A 16,971-nucleotide genomic window follows, 5' to 3' on the forward strand; every position below is an offset into this window, starting at 1 on the left:
GAAATTGTTTGCATGGGAAAACCACGGAAGAAGTGTTTCACGAAGAAGTGTTGCGCTTAAATTGACAATCTAAGTTATGATAAAATAACTATAATGAACTATGCCCTTGAGAGGGGGAAATCTTATGCGAAACATGACGATCGAACAAATTAATGCGAATATTGAAAAGCGCCAATCGATGATTACGGCCGTCAAAGAAAAAAAACAACGAGGTTCAACCGACATGCCTGGGTGGACGAATGAACGAACAAGGGAACGGACGCAAACCGAACAAGAGTTATTACAACGGTTTGCCAAGAGAGGGTACAAGTAATGACCACCCCCTCATCGATCCAGGAGTCCCGTTTGTATCTTGCTCAGTTGGATCCGGAAAATAAATTCGATACGATGATGAAAATGGCAGGTGTTATCACCAAGCACTTAGAAGAAGAAGGTATCCAGCCCATCGTTGTCGGGGGTTTATCCGTAGAACTTTATTCCAGAGAGCAATACACCACGAGAGATATCGATTTTGTCGCCCCTAATCATCATCAAATTAGCCGGGTGTTAGATCAATTGGGGTTTCGATCCTATGGCAAAGACTTTTATCATGATGCACTGAATGTATCGATTGAAGTTCCCTCCACCACATTAACAGGCGATCCAGAGAAGATCGTAAATCTTTCTTATGAAGGGTTTACGATTAACATTATCGGAATTGAAGATATTATCATTGACCGCATTCAGCATGCGTTAAATACCAAAACCACGTTAGATCTAGATGATGCAAGAATTCTCATGATCACTCAATATGAGGAGATTGATTGGACGTATTTCAACGTTCATACGCTGATGCAAGAACCTTACTCCATGATGGGCATCGACGCGAAAAGAGCGATGTATTGGATCGAGAATATGCATCAACGAATTGAAGAAGCGGACGAATCAGACACCATAGAAACAATTGCGGCATCGACCGATATCGACCGACAGTTAGCCAGAGGAACGATCAACGTCGAAGACCTTTGAATCTTAGAATTCGAGGGTCTTCGACGTTTATTTTTTCACGACATAAATGTGAGGGCATATCAAAAAAATGGACGAATCATAATGATCAATAAGTTCGGCATTATTTTTTTCTTTAAACTTGTTCGGATGGTTATTTCCTTCGTCATAAATGTAATAGAACGTTCTACCCCAACCGAAACTGTTCCAGGCTGCGATTGATCTCTTCCCGGCGAATCCCAATGTACCGTTTCGTAATCGTCGGCGACGCATGATTAAAGATCTCCTGAAGCAGCGCCACGTCTTTGGTCTGTTTGTACAGGTGATAGCCGAACGTCTTGCGCATCGTGTGCGTGCCAATGTCGGTGCGGCCCAGCCAGTCGGCCGCGGCTTCCAGGATGCGATACACCTGCGTGGTCGAGAGATGCTTGCCTTTCTGACTGGCAAACAGGTACGCTTCATCGGCCTTCCCCTCGAGAAACGGGTCCAGGTCCGGCCGAATCGAAGCCAGCTGAATCTCCCGTTTTTTCCCCGTTTTCTGCTCCTGCAGGTAACACGTATCCGTCCGCACGTCGCCGACCCTTAACCGAACCAGGTCGCCGGCCCGCAGGCCGGTATTAATTCCTGTTAAAAATAACAACACATCGCGTTCGGCCAGCTCTTTTCGTTTTCGAGAAGCTTTATTGCCCCGGCGCAGGGCATTGATCATGTCTTTGATCTCTTCCTGGGTGCGTAACGGCTGCACATTCACGAGCCCCTGGTTCGTCATGAAACGAGCCCTCCTTGTATGTATGGTTTGGATGATAGAGAAACGAAATCATACATTTTAGTATACTGAAAAAAGAAACCCCTGTCGAATCGGGGGTGGAAATGTACGCTTTTATCTCAATTCATACATTTTTATAAAATCCTATATGTTTGTGCGATAAGCCAAGAGCATCGACAAATTGTACAATTAAATGTACAATGATAACAAGGAGTTGATAACAATGACTGTTATGAATTATTCCAATGCCCGAAAAAATTTTAAGGGATTGATTGATAAAGTCAATGACGATAACGAAGCCGTCACCATCACGACCAAAGAACGAAACGCTGTCCTTATCTCGGAAGACGAGTATAACCAATACCTTGAAACCATCTATCTCTTAAACAACCCGAGCAATGCCAAGCATCTATCGGAATCCATCAATCAATTAAACCAGGAAGAAACCATGACCGTCGATATCGATGAGTAAGTTGAATGTCTTATTCACCCATAATGCGTTTCAGGATTATCAGTATTGGCAAACCAAAGATAAAAAAATGCTGAAACGCATTAATCAATTGATTAAAAGCATTGAACGAGACGGGGCGTTGGACGGTATTGGGAAACCAGAGAAATTAAAAGGTAATTTAGCCGGCTTTTACAGTCGTCGTATCGATATCGAACATCGATTGGTGTATACCGTGGATGAGCAGCAAATTAGTATTATTGCTTGCAGATACCATTATTAGATCAATCGCGTAGAAAAATTTCCTTATAGTAAAAGAGAAAGGCTTGCTGGTTATTTCCAGGAAGTCTTTTTGAATGGGAATGGAACCACCTCGGCCGTACTCTTAATACTGCATAGTCATGGTTGTATCAAAACGTTATCTCTCTATTTGATTGGTTTCAAAAATCGTCGGTAACATATTGGAGCAAGCAATATGCTGGAGGTAAAAATCGATCAAGTCTATCAAAAGGCGTACTTTTTGATATGTAGTTCTGCATAAGATGTCTTCGAATTCAATATTATCCAAGTGAAGCAAGAAATATGGGTGATTTAATACGGTCCATGAAATTTTATGAGTCCTTTAAACAAAAAGTTGCCTGGAGGAGTAAACGGAAGCTGGACCCTTCCAGCTTCCGTTTACTATTCGTTACCTTTTTTTCTCTTGTTCGTTTGTCTTTTTCATCTCATGCTTTTCCTCTTCCGTATCTTCTACTTCTTCAATTTCGATGCTGCAGCAGTCATTATTGGACGAAGAAGAAAACAACTTTTGGAAAAAATTTTTTTGTTCAGCCATCGTATCACCTCCTTTATAATAGTATTTGGACAATGATTCCCGTGCTCCCGGCGACGAGCAGGATAGAACAGACGAAGGCTGCTACTAATTTTTTTTGAAACAATTTATTTAATAACACCACCTCGGGGATACTTGCCCCAGCCCCTCCGATGAGTAACGCAATCACGGCTCCTGTGCTCATGCCTTTACTGATGAAAGCTTCGCCAATCGGTAAAATAGCTTCCGCACGAATATACATGGGAATACCGATGACCGAAGCCATAGGAATCGACCAGGGGTTGTCGCTTCCGGCATAAGTCACAATAAGGTTTTGAGGAACGAAATTATAAATAAAGGCACCAATAAACACCCCGAGGAGCAAAAAAGGCATCATCGGATAGAAAAAGCCCCATGCATCGTGAACAGCCATTTTCCACTTTGCCTTTGGTCCTCTATCTTGATCATGGCCTCCTTTTCGTACCCTGATATTTTTCACAGCATCTTGAAAACCGAGACCCGTCCACACGATCCCGACCAGCATAGAAAACAATCCCACCATCAGCACGTACGCCAGCGTAATCTTCCATCCTAATAACGTCCATAATAAAATGACGATAATCGGGTTCAAGAGTGGAGAAGCAATCAAAAAAGACATGGTTGGCCCAAACGGGGATTTAGATGAGAGCAATCCCGCTACAATAGGAATGGTCGAACAGGAACAAAAAGGGGTCAATGCCCCCAGTCCGGTCCCGTAAAGGTAATTTCTCCAGGACTGCCGGTGGGTCAGCATACGTTGAATGCGCTCCTCGCTTACTCTTTGCTGCAGCCAACTCACGACAAAACTGACGAGGAGAAATAAAATCGTTAGTTCAATGAAAAGCGTAAAAAACGTTTGCAAAAAAGACATGATGGCGTCCATGCTTCTCCTTCTTTCTTTACATCAATTTTTTTTGATTTATTATCGAAAAAAATTTATTTCTTTTCCGGATAAAAAATACAACATAACTCTTCAGATAGGACGCTTCTTACTTCTTCTTCATTTAAGCGATAATAATTCCAGGTACCAATCTTTTCTTTTTCGATCAAATGAACGTCTAATAAGATTTTTAGATGATAGGAGAGCTTGGATTGTGATAACCCCGTGATATCGGTTAGGTCACAAACACATAACTGCCCCTGCTGGTTCAATTCATACATGATTTGTAATCGCAGACGATCCGAGAGCGCTTTGAATGTTGCTTCATAGGTTTGAAAGCTTTGATTCGAATACGTCTTTGGTTGGGATGTAAGCATTTGTATCGCTCCTTTACATCAACTTTTTTTGATTTAAAGTCATCTTATCGTAGAATCCTGCTTTTGTAAACGAGAGATACTTCCTTTTTCTACTATGAAGTTCGAAAATTGAAGTTCTCCATTTATTTCATTTGTCGTTCTTGCGCTATTCGTATAAAAATATTAGCATATGATTATATAAAAATGTATTGGTTCTCCCTCTCCCTTTGAATAAATTTACATCCTCCTCCATTCAAAGATGATGGTTCGAGAGCCAACAAAGGGGGATCCTATGAGAATATGGCAAATTATCCTGCTTGTCGTTGGAATCATTGTTTTAAGTCTCGGTTTGCTGGCGCAGCAGACATCTCCATTATGGGCCGCCATTGGTATTACGGTTGGTCTTCTTGCAATAATTGTAGTCGGTTATACCCTTCGGCCTAGGAAACGGTGATGGCAGCCGTGGGAAATGGGAAAGGATTCAAGTGGTTCCGGGGGAGGGGCCCCGGCCATCACCGTTCTTCACCGAAATATTTAACGGCCAAAGATATTGCCATCACCTGGAAAGATCAAACTATTGTCATTCAACGTGTCCCTATTATGGAAGAAGTCACGGGGAACATTCACCTTTCGTGGAAGACCAAATTTCATTGTGCTCGCATCGCTAGAAAAGCGTATCGACAGGGTCATCTCTATATGGATTTTTGGGACAGATAACAAACAAACGCGGGCCGATCCCTAATGATCGGTCCGCGTTTACTATTAATGATGAAGAGCATACCTTATTTTTCTTTCATCGAAGATGGAATATCAAAACGATAACCTGCGTGCCGAACAGTCACAATATAAGTCGCATTCGATAATTTTTCTCCCAACTTGGTTCGGAGATTGCTCACATGCGTATCGATAGCCCGGCTTTTGATTTTTCCTCCAATCACGTCGACCAACTCATCCCGCGATACAATTCTGCCTTTATTTTCAAATAAATACTGTAGAATGGCCATTTCATTATTACTCAATGCCTTGGTTTCGCCGTTAATAATCATGGTATAACTATCTGGCAGAATCGTTAATTTTCCAGCGTCTAAAATTCGGCCGTCATAGTCAATAAATTCCGTGAATTGAGGTTGATAGTAACGCAATGTGCGTTTCACGCGAGCAATCACTTCCCGGCAGCGATTTTCGTCCGATACAATATCATCGACCCCCATTTCCAATGCCAGCACGGCGTCAAATTCATTTACACCCGGCTCGATAACGATAATAGGTGTCGAATCACCCGTGTACCGTAACTCCCGGGTGATTTCTAAAAAGGCAAAACCGGGGCCGATCAACAGTAAATGACACTGATTCGATGATACAAAATCAGTCACATGATCCGATTCCGACCATGTGACAAATGTATAATTACTGGTTCCCAAATGGTCGGCCAATAGGGCCGACCATCGTTTTTCCGATTCTAATATGCCTATGACTTTCACGCGCGCATGCCCCCCCTTCTGACAGCACCGCGTGCTAGCTGTTCAAATCAAATTGCTTCCCTTTGACCAAATAAATAATGCTTTCCGAAATATTGGTAACGTGATCTCCAACCCGTTCGAGGTCCCGGCAGACAAAGACGAGCTGGGTCACCTGCGCGATATGATTCGGATCTTTACCCATATACTCCAATAATTCCCGCAAAAGATTTCCATGTAAATTATCCACTTCATCATCTTTTTCCGCTATAGCATTCGCATGTTTTACATCTTCATTTTGAAAAGCTTCCAGTACAGATTCAAGCATTTTAATAACCTTATTGGCCAACTGAGGAATATCTTCCAGCGGCTTAAAGAATTGTTCTTCTCCAATGCGGATCGTAGATTTCGCGATGTTCACTGCTAAATCGGCCATCCGCTCCAAATCACTGGAAATACGAAGCGTAGCAACCAAGCGGCGCAAATCGGTCGCAACAGGCTGCTCTTTTGCAATCAGCCAGATCGCTTCATCATTTAACTCATCTTCTAGGCGGTTAATTTTATAGTCCTGATCGATCACGGCTAATGCCTGATCTTTATTTTGATTTTTCAACGCTTCTATCGAATCATTCAACGCTTTTTTCGTTTTTTCCCCCATGTACATTAATTTTTCCTGTAATTGGTTTAGACTTTCTTCAAAATCTGTTCTAGCCATTAGAACCCCTCCTTAACCGAAGCGTCCGGTGATATAGTCTTCGGTCTGCTTTTCCTGTGGATTGTGGAACAATTCATCAGTTTTCTCATACTCAACGACATAGCCATTTAAGAAAAAAGCTGTACGATCGGAAATCCGGGCCGCTTGCTGCATGTTATGCGTCACAATAATAATGCTGTATTGTTCTTTTAAGGTATTGATTAATTCTTCTACCTTGTTCGTTGAAATTGGATCCAGGGCCGAGGTTGGCTCGTCCATCAATATAACTTCTGGTTCAATGGCCAAGCACCGGGCAATACAGAGACGTTGCTGTTGTCCGCCGGAAAGCCCCATGGCGTTGGTTTTTAAACGATCTTTGACTTCGTCCCAAATGGCCGCATCCCGCAGGCTTTTTTCGACGATTTCATCCAGTCGATTTTTTTTCTTAATCCCGTGAATTCGTGCTCCGTATGCCACATTTTCATAAATCGACTTTGGAAATGGATTGGGTTTTTGAAATACCATACCCACTTCAGTACGGAGGTCTTCGACTTTGTATTTCGGATCAAAAATGTTGTTTCCGCGGTAATTAATGCTTCCGGCCATTGTGACACTCGGCACCATTTCTACCATTCGATTTAACGATTTAATAAAGGTTGACTTTCCGCAACCGGAAGGTCCGATAATCGCTGTCACGTCGTTTTGACGGACATCCATATTAATATTATATAAAGCTTGCGTTTCTCCATACCACAGGTTAAATTGATCAGCTGACATGACAATATCTTGTTGATTTGCTTGTTGTGCTTGCATTCAGATCCTCTCCTTGATCGGTTAATAACGCTTCGATAATTTATTCCGAATTAACACGGCCGTTAAGTTCATGATGACAAGCATCACGAGCAAAACAATGATACCGGCTGCAGCCACATTTTGGAATTCCTCCTGCGGACGGCTTGTCCAGTTGAAAATTTGAATCGGCATAACAGTAAACCCAGACCAGATACTATCCGGTGCGAACGAGATAAACGTCAGCGCGCCAATCATAATCAAGGGAGCGGTCTCGCCAATCGCCCGGGACAAAGCTAAAATAGAACCTGTCAGCATTCCTGGAATGGCTGCTGGGAGGAGAATACGTCTTACAGTTTGCCATTTGGAAGCACCTAACGCGTACGAAGCTTCCTGGGCCTCATTAGGTACCGAGCGAAGTGCTTCTTGGGAAGCAACCACGATAATCGGGAGAATTAATAAACTCATGGTTAAACCCCCGGCCAGTACACTTCGGCCCATTTCCATCAGACGCACGAAAACGGTGAGGCCCAATAAGCCAAACACAATGGAAGGCACACCGGCTAGGTTGGAAATATTGATTTTAATAAGGTCCGTAAATTTATTTTTATATGCATATTGTTCCAGGTAAATGGCGGTGCCTACGCCTAGAATAATAGAGACAGGAGCTGTCACGGCCATCAGCCATATGGTTCCCGTGATTGCGGCATAAATACCGGATTCTTCCGGGAAACGAGAGGCGAAATTGGTGAGGAAATCCCAGCTCAAATACGACCATCCTTGGAAAAATACCCGGGCAAATAACACGACCAACACTAGTAACGAAAATGTGATCGCGGCGATAAAAAGTCCAAAAAAGATCTTATTCACAATAAGACGAGATTTCGTTTTTTGATGAATTTCGTTTTCATGATACAAAGCCATTTAATATTCCTCCCTGAACCTTCTCGAAATATATTGTGACAGGAGGTTCATGATTAACGTAAAGACAAACAGCGTCATCCCGACAGCATAAATACTGTAGTAAATCGTAGAACCGAACGAAGCGTCTCCCAAACTGACTTGAACAATATACGCCGTCATTGTCTGAATCGATTCGGTCGGGTCCGCAGTCAATTTCGGTGTCGCCCCGCCTGCGACGGTCACAATCATGGTTTCACCAATCGCACGGGACAAGGCAAGGACAAAGGAAGCAATAATGCCGGATAGTGCTGCAGGAAGGACAATTTTTACCGCTACTTCAAATTTGGTCGCTCCCATCGCGAGGGCCCCTTCGCGCATCGCATTCGGAACGGCACTCATGGCGTCTTCGGATAACGACGCAATCATCGGAACGATCATGATACCTACCACGATACCCGGGCTCAAAGCGTTAAATAAGGGCAAATCGATAATATTTTGAAGCAACGGGGTGACAAATGTCAGCGCGAAGTATCCATACACAATTGTTGGGATCCCAGCCAATACTTCTAGAATCGGTTTAATGATGCGCCGGGTACGATCACCCGCATATTCACTTAGAAATATAGCGCTTGCCAGTCCCACTGGAATCGCTACAATCATGGCAATCAGAGCAATTAGCAATGTTCCACTAATTAACGGGAGGATGCCGTAGGAGGCGTTATCAGCCACAAATGGATACCATTCCGTTCCAGTAATAAAATCGCTAAAAGGCACACGATTAAAAAACGTAATCGTTTCAAATAACAGGGTCAGTACAATGCCAATAGTCGTGATAATGGATACAATGGCACATACAAGAAAGATAAAAGGCACAAGTTTTTCTATGACCTGTCCCCAGGATCCCCCTTTTTGTTTATTTTTTCGAATCTCCGCTGAAACGGATTCCGATGACTTATTCATGGTGCTTCCTCCTTTACAAAGCGAAGAGAGTGGGAGCCTTTCCCCCACTCTCGCAACTAATCAAGGTGCTTGATTGTTGAATGCTACTCTTCAGCAATATTATTTAATTCATCAACTTGCTCCTGGTAATCTTCTTCCGGCAGTGCCACATATCCTACCTCTTCCACCAAGTTACCAGCATTTTCAAGTGCAAACTGCATGTATTCATGGACGGATTCGTTTTCCTGAATCGATTCGTTATTCACATATACATAGAGCGGGCGAGATAACGGCTCATATTCATTGCTTTGGACTGTCTCATGCGAAGGTTCTACCTGGTCACCTTCACTATTTTCAATAGGAACTACTTTTAACGAATCCTGATTTTCCTCGTAGTACGCGTAGCCAAAGTATCCAATAGCGTTCTGTGAGCCCTGTACGCCCTGTACGAGAGTATTATCGTCTTCCGATAAGGAAGCATCCCGGTCAATCGCCTGTTCATCTAAAATCACTTCATCAAAATAATCATACGTACCAGAATCGGTTCCCGGACTGTACAATTCAATTTCTTCATCCGGCCATTCTTCGCGAACGTCGGACCATGTCTCTACGTCACTATCCTCTAGAAAAATAGATTCTAGTTCATCTGTCGTTAAGTAATCGACAAAATCATTTTGTTCATTTACGACCACGCTTAGGCCATCATAGGCAATTTCAAATTCCGTGTACTCAATGCCGTTTTCTTCGAGCTGTTGCTCTTCTTCTTCGGAGACCGGCCGGGACGCATTTTGGATATCTGTTTCACCATTGATAAATTTTTCAAAACCGCCGCCCGTTCCAGAAACACCGACAGGAGCATTTCCTCCACCTTCTTGAGCTGCATATTCTTCAGATACAGCTTCCATGATTGGGAATACGGTCGAAGAACCATCAATCGCAATGTCTTCCGCTTCGCCGCTAGCTTCTTCCTGACCACCATCGTCTTGTCCTGTTTCTTCCGGTGATTCTGTGCCATCCCCTTGACCACATGCCGCCAATGTTAATGCGGAAGCTGCAAACATGGATGCTCCAAACCATTTTTTCATTCCTGTTTTCCCCCTAAGCGATTAGTATGTATATATTCCTATTGCTGAACCACTACCAATAGTAAAGGGAAAGCATTAACCTACTATGAACTGAATGTAAAGATTGTGTAAATTTATAAACAGAGGTTAACGTTTTATATGTTTATTTCAATATTCTTGAAAATAACAGAAACTTCTCCTTCCGAAAGTTCGTGCACTTTCCTTTCCAACGTTTCCTGCATGCGTGATCCCATCTAGGATCCTAGGAGTTTTTTTAATGGAAGACGAACACGGGCCAGAGGAAAAATTGATTGGAATCGCTGATGGAGATCCGTTTTTCAGCGGAACACGAGAGCTTAATGAGCTCCCTGAGCAAACATTGAAAGAACTCAGTCACTTCTTTCAGCATTATAAGGATTTAAAAAAGAAGAAAGTAACTATTCTTGAAGGGGAAAAAAGCATTCCGCGCTTAAATTATTGAGAGATATTCAAACAAGGTACATTAACCACTAGAAAAAGGCTGGATCGCGTAGAAACCCCAAATCGTATACATGTGTTCTTTCGTCTCCACGATTCGGGGTTATTTTAATTCTATGACCAGGTTATATGCTCTATGATTTTAATTAGTTCTTTTATGAAAATGTCTGTGTTTACATATCGGCCCTTATCGGAAGTTAAAGCTTCTATGATAATCATAATTAACGTCAAAAAACATTTTTATGATTATCATACAAACAAGTTATTAAAAATTGGTTTTTATAATTATCATACAGTGATACTATTAAGACATGAACATAAAATGTTCTTATATGATTATTATAAAAATGGGGGTCTATGATTATTATGGAAGTTGAATATAGACTGAAGCATCTTGCAGAAGAATTAAATATAACTGAATCAGCTGCCAGAAAATATTATGGTTTATTCGAAGAGAATGGCCATAAATTTGATAGAAATAAGCAGAGTTATATTGTATTCAATAGACAAGACGTTGAGCTTTTCAAAAAAATGATTGAGCTAAGAGACGAACAAGGATTAAAGCTCCAAGATGCAGTGCAGCGTTCTATAATTATCATAAACGGAAGCGATTATAATAATCATAGAAATGATTTAAGTATAAATGATCCTGTGAACTATATGCAGAGTTTAAACGACAAGATGGATGACATAAAAACTTTGCTTAAAGAACAAAATGAGGTCATCCATGAACAAAGACAGTTTATGACAAAGCAACAAGAAACTATTGAACATCTGAAAAATTATGTAGATGAGCAAAAAGAGCAAAAATTGTTAAAAGAAAAATTAGAAGAAGAGATACAACAGAAAGAGGAAGAGAAAGAAGAGCAAAATTCAACTTCTTTAGAGGAAGATACTGGAGAAAAGAAAAAAGGATTCTGGAGTCGTCTATTTGGATATTAAAACTTTAAACTTGGTTTGCTAATTTTTAGGCATTCCGCTAAAATGTACTTAATACAGACGAAACAGCCAGGCGGCAACCTGACTGTTTCAGAGTTTTTCCTGCTAATCCAACAGAAAAGATATGATTTGTAAATAGTGTATCATATTCTCTTATCTATGCAAGGGAAACGTTCATCTATTTATACATAACATTTTTTGGATAATGTATTTATAAGCAGGAGAAACTCTCAAACAAAAATTAATTGTTGGGAGTTTTTTTATGTCTAGATTTGTAAATATTTTTGAAGAGTATAAATTGAAACATGTTCAAGTACCTAAAGTATTTTTGACTGGTGAAGGCCAATACCGAGACATGTCTAATGATGCAAAAATGGCCTGGGCAATCTTAAGAGATCGTTGGACTTTAAGCAAAAAAAACGGATGGTTTGATGATAATGGTGATATCTATTTTATTTTCACCCAAGAAGAAATTTGTAAACGCTTGGGAGTTTCGGTTTCAAAATGGCAGCGCGTACAAAAACAATTAAAAGAATTAGATTTATTACATACCAAACGAATGGGTCAAAATAAAGCAAATCGTATATATTTAAAATGGCCAGAAATCAGTAAAGAAGATGTCTATGAAATGGACGACATGGATTCACAACCTGAAGAAGAAACTAAATCTCTTGAGCCAGTAGGGAAGTTTCAAAATGAAATATCCGGAAGTTTCAAAATGAAATATCCGGAAGTTTCAAAACGAGACTCTAACGATACTGAATCTAGCAATACTGAATCAAACGATACTGAAGAAGTTCTTGTTAACAAGAATAAACAGGTTAACAATATATATTCTTCTAATAATTTCTCTTCAAAAGAACAAGAAGAAGTCGACCAAATAGAACGGGAATTTCATCAGAAAGGGTTATCTCTTGCTGTCATTCAACGAGTTCGTCAAGAAGTCGAATCGAACAATAATCACGTGCGTCATTTACGAGCCTATTACCGTCGTTGTTTGGAGAATACGTTACACAAGCACCATTTAAAGCGAGATATGATTGACCAGCCTTATCCGCATTTACCAGCTAATCATCCGCTGAACTATAACTGGCTGCAGGATAACTGATAAACCCAGAAGAGGGGGGAATTCGATGGCAGGAACCATCTCCAAAATCAATCGAAGTGTGAAACAGTTGGAAAAAGAATTAACGACGATCGGTTTCACCGTGAAGGTGGAATCGGCTTCCGATAGCATGACGCAGTACTTGATTGTAAATCAGGGAGACGTTCCGGGAATTACGGTAAGTGATCGCCGATCCAAAGGGAAAAAACTAGCGCAGTGGGCCGCCGAAGTCGTGGTCACTGCTTCTACGGAAACTTATGAGATCAATACGTATAAGGATCCGGAAACCAAACAGCCCTTTACCCATTACGTTTTCTCGTCGCATAAAGCGAACAAGATCCCAAAACTCTGGAAAGCTTTTGGAAACGAAGCAACGTAAGCCTCGTTGATCATGAACACCCCCTAGAGCAAACACAGCGATCCCATGAGCATCATTTCATCTGTTATTAGGATTGAGGGAAAAGAAAGAACAGCCAAACGTTTCTGTGGCTTCTCAGAGCCTTTCAAGATGTGCGGGATGGATCCGACTATCGAAAAAGAAAAGAAGCATCTGGTTGATCGATCAACCATCGATGATTGCTGCAACCATTTCTCCACGACCTTAACGATAGATGACTCAGCTAAGGGTCCATCGATCTGCTAAGACAGAACCAAAATCAGCCATCAACAGACACATCATCGTGTGCGATCGCTCCATGATCAAGTCATCATGAAAAAGACCATTGGCGCTTGGATATTAGGCATCATGGAACCAGGTATTGGCTTTATTTGGATCCATGACCTGCAATAAAAGCCTCAAAACCTGTACTCAAAAGTGTCACAGACCCCCGGTTTTGTACTCAATCCTGTCACAGCCCTGTCTCAAATGTGTCACACAGCGCCATTTTCAAGATATCACCCATAAAACCCGGCACTGCCGGGGATAGCACAGCGTGATATCATTTTTCCCTTATGCTCTTTTCTATTTTTTTGATCTTGCAGGGGGAGTGTTCGGATAGGAAGGTATCATGGAACAGGAAAAGAGCAGTACATAAACCAATAACCATTCAATGATTTAGGTCGAAGGCATCTTCGTTCGAAGCCCCTAGACGTCCAAGAACAAGCAACGAATCATTCACCATTATTAGAGGAGGTTTCCGTATGCCAAGCATTCAGTCCCGTCTCCGTTTGTCGCCTGAAGCAGCCGAATACGTGCAGCAGTTACAAGAGCAGCGAAACCATAAAACGCTATCGAAAACGATCGAAGAAATTTTGTTAGAACACAAGCGTCAACGCGAAATGCACCAACGACTCCACGATACGACGATGAGAATCGCTAACCACATGCATCAAAAAGTGGACGAGGAAATGCAGAACCACTTTCAACGGTTACAACACGGTGTGAACAATACGGACTACCATTCGCAAGTTCTTTTGGAACTGCTGAACGGTTTCATGGTGAACAGCGGTATTCGTGACATCATGCCAAGCAGTGAGTTCACCTCGAAACCATACCAGACGGCGAAAGAAGAAGTGAATGATCGGATTGCGCACCAAAAACAGCGCAAAGATGATGCGAAAAACAAACGCTCGAAGTGGTAGGAGTCATCTAGATAAATCGGATAGGCAGGGACAAAGCATGCCCTACAAAGCAATCCAATTGCCGGATGGTTGTTCAAAGAAGAGTAGGCAAAAGATTGAACACATGCTTCATCAAGAAGCACGGAATGGCTAGACATGACATAGCATGACAAATCAAACGATCCTTGGTTTTACGGAAAGCGTGCTTGCTGTTTTTTATAAAGCCGAGGTTGATGATTGATGAAACAATAACCAAATGACGTATGTATTGTATACTCAATGTTGTTCGACGAACGATGGGTTCGTGCGAACTTCTTTTGGTCGATGTTCTTATTCGTTATCTCAACGAAAACCGGACAGGGAAACAGCAAAAATCAAACACCCTACCTGTCATGCTATGAGCTCCTTTTGGAACACATCCCCTGTAACGATTAAAAATTTGGAAGAGCATAAGGGAAAAGTGACCCCAGACGAGCTGGGGTATCCGGCAGTGCCGGATTTTTCATGGGGACATCAAAAAGGCGTTTTGTGACACGTGTGAGACAGCGCTGTGACAAAATTGAGTACAAAACCGGGGGTGTGTGACAGTTTTGAGTACAGGTTTTAATGCTTGGATAACCGGCCAACGATCAATTGTTGACCAACCCCTGGTCAAAAAACGCCCCATTCCTGCCAACCATCAGAGCTTATACCGTGTTCCCGATCGAGCTCTTGGAATGCTCGAAACGTGGTCCAACTTGAAACCAACATCAATCTCAACATGAACCAAGCTTGTTCATGATTGGAACTCAATCGAGTAACAAAACATGGATGTCATCGTAAGCCAATGAAGCAGCATCATACACAGCAAAAGCCAACAACGAAACAGGAAATCGTTCCATCATCGACTGGATGAGGACCAACGATTGAACATATAGTTACCTTTTATTGATCATTTATTGAAGGGAAGAGAGACACATGAAAACAAACAATACGATTGCTGCTTTTCATATTATCCGTCGGGAAGAAAACGGCGCGCTGGTGTTAAACACGAACCAGTTATACACCTGGAACATTCCCAAACGCTTGCGCGAAGATCCGATTCAGCAGGGAGATATCGTCCTCGTGAATACCAACCACGGACGACGAACGGTGCTCGTGATGAATGTCTTTCGCGAAGAATTTGAAGAGACCGGAAAAATGTATAAGAAAGTCGTGAGCGTGGTCGAACGAGCGCCTGCTTCCCCCGCCCAAGAAGCATAACGATCCATCCATGGTGTTATTCATCTAGCATCTGTACATATTGAATAACCCTATCATATAGGGTAAAATAGAAAGGGACCGGGAGGGCTTATGCATCGAGAATTCATCTATACCCCGACGTTCGATAAACGCTGGGAACGACTGAAGTTGTCGGATACCGATTTACGAGAACTGGAGCAACTGTTACTGGAAGATCCGGAACGTGGAGACACGGAAACAGGCACAGGCGGCATTAAAAAAATGCGTTTTGCTCCTTCCCGTTCGAACCAGGGAAAAAGTGGTTCGTACCGTGTGGTCTATCTCAATATTCCTGTAACTCATCGAACGATTTGTATTCTTATTTTCACCAAATCGGAACAAGCAAGCTTATCGAAAGAAGAAAAAAACGAATTAAAGAAACTGTCCATCCAGTTGAAACAACTATATGGCCAGCCATAAGGAGGCGTTAGACATGGGATCTTCTCTTTTTGACGAGATGAAAAAAAGCATGGAAGAAGCAGTGGCTTTTGGCGAAGGCGATCACACGAAAGGCCGGCGGAAAAACGTCGCCATTAAAGCTTTGCAAGTGTTTACGCCCGAAGAGATTAAGCAATTGCGCGAGCAGCTGCAGTTTACCCAACGCGTCTTTGCTCAGGTTTTAGGGGTCTCTACCAAAACAGTGGAAGCGTGGGAAAAGGGAACGAATACGCCAAGCGGTTCCTCTCGTCGGCTTCTCGAAATTTACTGGAACCATCCCGATATTGCCGAACAAGAAGTCACCGAAAACGTGTGAGAGCATTGAGGATGGAAATGGAAACATCAAATAGAAGAAACGTAGCCGTTTTCGATTCCATCGTTTCGAACGGCTACGTTTTGTTTACATAGCAGATTATCATTTCATCTACCGTATGGGTTAAGTATTGTATGGCCGAACTATTTTGGTCCCAAGCATTTAGGAAGTATTAAAAGTATTGCTCAAATGGTGATGGTAATTGGTTCGGTTTTGGGACCGTTGCCCTTTGGTTTATTTTATGATTGGTTTCATAGCTATACGGCGATATTGTGGTTGATAATGATTCTTCCATCCATAGCCGCAGTTTTTGCTCTTTGGTCGTCGAAGCCGTCTTATGCTTAGTTTACGAAGAAAAGAACGCCTCTCACTTGTTTACCGGTGAGAGGCGTTCTTTTTTTAATCTTCATTATAAATGTTCTCCATGCTGCAGCCGGCGGATGTATTCGCGCAAATCTTCTTTTCGCACACGCCAATGCCTCCCGATTTTAAATCCCGGGATCCGGCCTTCCTGGACGAGTTTGTATGTAGTTACTTCGCTGATTTGGAGGTATTCGGCGACTTGGGCCACGGTCATGATGTCATGTTCTTGATCCATAAGGAAAACCTGCCTTTGCGTAGGTACTTCATGCCTATTCTATCCTGTTTCGATGCAAAGGACAAATCAAAGTCCATAGACGTTCAACGTATGACAAAATCTAGCATAAGAAGAAAAATATAGATGATTCTAGAGGCATGATGAAAAGTTT

General features: G+C 42.1%; 23 protein-coding genes and 1 pseudogene. 13 read left to right on the forward strand and 11 right to left on the reverse strand.

Features of this window, described 5'->3' with window-relative positions; all coding sequences use genetic code 11:
• The first annotated feature begins 124 nt into the window (after positions 1-124).
• Both ACTRXI_RS15310 and ACTRXI_RS15315 read left to right on the forward strand, forming a co-directional pair.
• Complete coding sequence (locus ACTRXI_RS15310; protein ID WP_474263946.1) at positions 125-313, forward strand: hypothetical protein; 189 nt, start codon at positions 125-127, stop codon at positions 311-313.
• Positions 313-1,008 (forward strand): nucleotidyltransferase, encoded by a 696-nt coding sequence (locus ACTRXI_RS15315; RefSeq protein WP_474263948.1) that lies wholly within the window; start codon positions 313-315, stop codon positions 1,006-1,008. Before ACTRXI_RS15310 ends, ACTRXI_RS15315 begins: the two co-directional genes overlap by 1 nt.
• A gap of 163 nt (positions 1,009-1,171) precedes the next feature.
• Here ACTRXI_RS15315 and ACTRXI_RS15320 read toward each other — a convergent pair whose 3' ends face one another.
• The gene (locus ACTRXI_RS15320) at positions 1,172-1,753 is read right to left on the reverse strand and encodes a tyrosine-type recombinase/integrase (RefSeq protein ID WP_474263950.1); all 582 of its coding nucleotides are present in this window, start codon (positions 1,751-1,753) and stop codon (positions 1,172-1,174) included.
• A 220-nt stretch (positions 1,754-1,973) separates the two neighbouring features.
• Between ACTRXI_RS15320 and ACTRXI_RS15325 the strand changes: the two genes are divergently transcribed.
• Together ACTRXI_RS15325 and ACTRXI_RS15330 are read left to right on the forward strand one after the other, a co-directional pair.
• On the forward strand, positions 1,974-2,222 hold the full coding sequence (locus ACTRXI_RS15325) for a type II toxin-antitoxin system Phd/YefM family antitoxin (protein ID WP_474263952.1): 249 nt from the start codon (positions 1,974-1,976) through the stop codon (positions 2,220-2,222).
• The gene (locus tag ACTRXI_RS15330; RefSeq protein ID WP_474263955.1) at positions 2,215-2,481 is read left to right on the forward strand and encodes a Txe/YoeB family addiction module toxin; all 267 of its coding nucleotides are present in this window, start codon (positions 2,215-2,217) and stop codon (positions 2,479-2,481) included. Before ACTRXI_RS15325 ends, ACTRXI_RS15330 begins: the two co-directional genes overlap by 8 nt.
• A gap of 405 nt (positions 2,482-2,886) precedes the next feature.
• Here the strand turns inward: ACTRXI_RS15330 and ACTRXI_RS15335 are convergent, their stop codons facing one another.
• Genes ACTRXI_RS15335 through ACTRXI_RS15345 form a run of 3 tightly spaced genes read right to left on the reverse strand, consistent with a single transcriptional unit; the run spans position 2,887 to position 4,305 of the window.
• Positions 2,887-3,033, reverse strand: coding sequence for a hypothetical protein (locus tag ACTRXI_RS15335; protein ID WP_474263957.1), 147 nt, complete (start codon positions 3,031-3,033; stop codon positions 2,887-2,889).
• Positions 3,034-3,046: 13 nt separating this feature from the next.
• Entirely contained in the window at positions 3,047-3,931 is an 885-nt protein-coding gene (locus tag ACTRXI_RS15340) for a permease (RefSeq protein WP_474263959.1), read from the reverse strand.
• 53 nt (positions 3,932-3,984) lie between these two features.
• Positions 3,985-4,305 carry an ArsR/SmtB family transcription factor gene (locus ACTRXI_RS15345; protein ID WP_474263961.1) on the reverse strand — a complete coding sequence of 107 codons (321 nt, stop codon included), beginning with the start codon at positions 4,303-4,305 and terminating at the stop codon, positions 3,985-3,987.
• A 271-nt stretch (positions 4,306-4,576) separates the two neighbouring features.
• Here ACTRXI_RS15345 and ACTRXI_RS15350 point away from each other — a divergent pair, with 271 nt between their 5' ends.
• Positions 4,577-4,738, forward strand: coding sequence for a hypothetical protein (locus ACTRXI_RS15350; RefSeq protein ID WP_474263964.1), 162 nt, complete (start codon positions 4,577-4,579; stop codon positions 4,736-4,738).
• A gap of 328 nt (positions 4,739-5,066) precedes the next feature.
• Here ACTRXI_RS15350 and ACTRXI_RS15355 read toward each other — a convergent pair whose 3' ends face one another.
• The 6 genes from ACTRXI_RS15355 to ACTRXI_RS15380 form a co-directional block, all read right to left on the reverse strand.
• Positions 5,067-5,765, reverse strand: coding sequence for a response regulator transcription factor (locus tag ACTRXI_RS15355; RefSeq protein ID WP_474263966.1), 699 nt, complete (start codon positions 5,763-5,765; stop codon positions 5,067-5,069).
• Between the two features lie 34 nt (positions 5,766-5,799).
• The gene (gene phoU, locus ACTRXI_RS15360; protein ID WP_474263968.1) at positions 5,800-6,456 is read right to left on the reverse strand and encodes a phosphate signaling complex protein PhoU; all 657 of its coding nucleotides are present in this window, start codon (positions 6,454-6,456) and stop codon (positions 5,800-5,802) included.
• 12 nt (positions 6,457-6,468) lie between these two features.
• Complete coding sequence (gene pstB / locus ACTRXI_RS15365) at positions 6,469-7,248, reverse strand: phosphate ABC transporter ATP-binding protein PstB (protein WP_474263970.1); 780 nt, start codon at positions 7,246-7,248, stop codon at positions 6,469-6,471.
• Between the two features lie 21 nt (positions 7,249-7,269).
• A complete protein-coding gene (gene pstA / locus ACTRXI_RS15370; protein WP_474263972.1) occupies positions 7,270-8,148 on the reverse strand; it encodes a phosphate ABC transporter permease PstA in 879 nt (292 codons plus the stop codon).
• Complete coding sequence (gene pstC, locus ACTRXI_RS15375; protein ID WP_474263974.1) at positions 8,149-9,087, reverse strand: phosphate ABC transporter permease subunit PstC; 939 nt, start codon at positions 9,085-9,087, stop codon at positions 8,149-8,151.
• An 83-nt stretch (positions 9,088-9,170) separates the two neighbouring features.
• Positions 9,171-10,151 (reverse strand): phosphate ABC transporter substrate-binding protein PstS family protein, encoded by a 981-nt coding sequence (locus tag ACTRXI_RS15380; RefSeq protein ID WP_474263975.1) that lies wholly within the window; start codon positions 10,149-10,151, stop codon positions 9,171-9,173.
• Between the two features lie 211 nt (positions 10,152-10,362).
• Here ACTRXI_RS15380 and ACTRXI_RS15385 point away from each other — a divergent pair.
• The 8 genes and pseudogenes from ACTRXI_RS15385 to ACTRXI_RS15420 all read left to right on the forward strand — a co-directional run.
• Positions 10,363-10,611 (forward strand): annotated as a pseudogene (locus ACTRXI_RS15385) (inorganic diphosphatase); the annotation flags it as partial.
• A 353-nt stretch (positions 10,612-10,964) separates the two neighbouring features.
• Positions 10,965-11,549, forward strand: coding sequence for a hypothetical protein (locus ACTRXI_RS15390; protein WP_474263977.1), 585 nt, complete (start codon positions 10,965-10,967; stop codon positions 11,547-11,549).
• 259 nt (positions 11,550-11,808) lie between these two features.
• A complete protein-coding gene (locus tag ACTRXI_RS15395; protein WP_474263979.1) occupies positions 11,809-12,654 on the forward strand; it encodes a replication initiator protein A in 846 nt (281 codons plus the stop codon).
• A gap of 25 nt (positions 12,655-12,679) precedes the next feature.
• On the forward strand, positions 12,680-13,030 hold the full coding sequence (locus ACTRXI_RS15400) for a hypothetical protein (protein ID WP_474263981.1): 351 nt from the start codon (positions 12,680-12,682) through the stop codon (positions 13,028-13,030).
• Between the two features lie 761 nt (positions 13,031-13,791).
• Complete coding sequence (locus tag ACTRXI_RS15405) at positions 13,792-14,232, forward strand: hypothetical protein (protein ID WP_474263983.1); 441 nt, start codon at positions 13,792-13,794, stop codon at positions 14,230-14,232.
• A 936-nt stretch (positions 14,233-15,168) separates the two neighbouring features.
• Positions 15,169-15,453 carry a DUF5839 family protein gene (locus ACTRXI_RS15410; RefSeq protein ID WP_462868801.1) on the forward strand — a complete coding sequence of 95 codons (285 nt, stop codon included), beginning with the start codon at positions 15,169-15,171 and terminating at the stop codon, positions 15,451-15,453.
• Between the two features lie 90 nt (positions 15,454-15,543).
• Positions 15,544-15,891, forward strand: coding sequence for a type II toxin-antitoxin system RelE/ParE family toxin (locus ACTRXI_RS15415; protein WP_474263985.1), 348 nt, complete (start codon positions 15,544-15,546; stop codon positions 15,889-15,891).
• 13 nt (positions 15,892-15,904) lie between these two features.
• Positions 15,905-16,225 carry a helix-turn-helix domain-containing protein gene (locus tag ACTRXI_RS15420; protein ID WP_474263987.1) on the forward strand — a complete coding sequence of 107 codons (321 nt, stop codon included), beginning with the start codon at positions 15,905-15,907 and terminating at the stop codon, positions 16,223-16,225.
• A gap of 406 nt (positions 16,226-16,631) precedes the next feature.
• Here the strand turns inward: ACTRXI_RS15420 and ACTRXI_RS15425 are convergent, their stop codons facing one another.
• The gene (locus ACTRXI_RS15425) at positions 16,632-16,820 is read right to left on the reverse strand and encodes a helix-turn-helix domain-containing protein (RefSeq protein WP_474263989.1); all 189 of its coding nucleotides are present in this window, start codon (positions 16,818-16,820) and stop codon (positions 16,632-16,634) included.
• Positions 16,821-16,971: the final 151 nt, after the last annotated feature.

The organism is Marinococcus sp. LNHM4E3-1 (assembly GCF_056034405.1).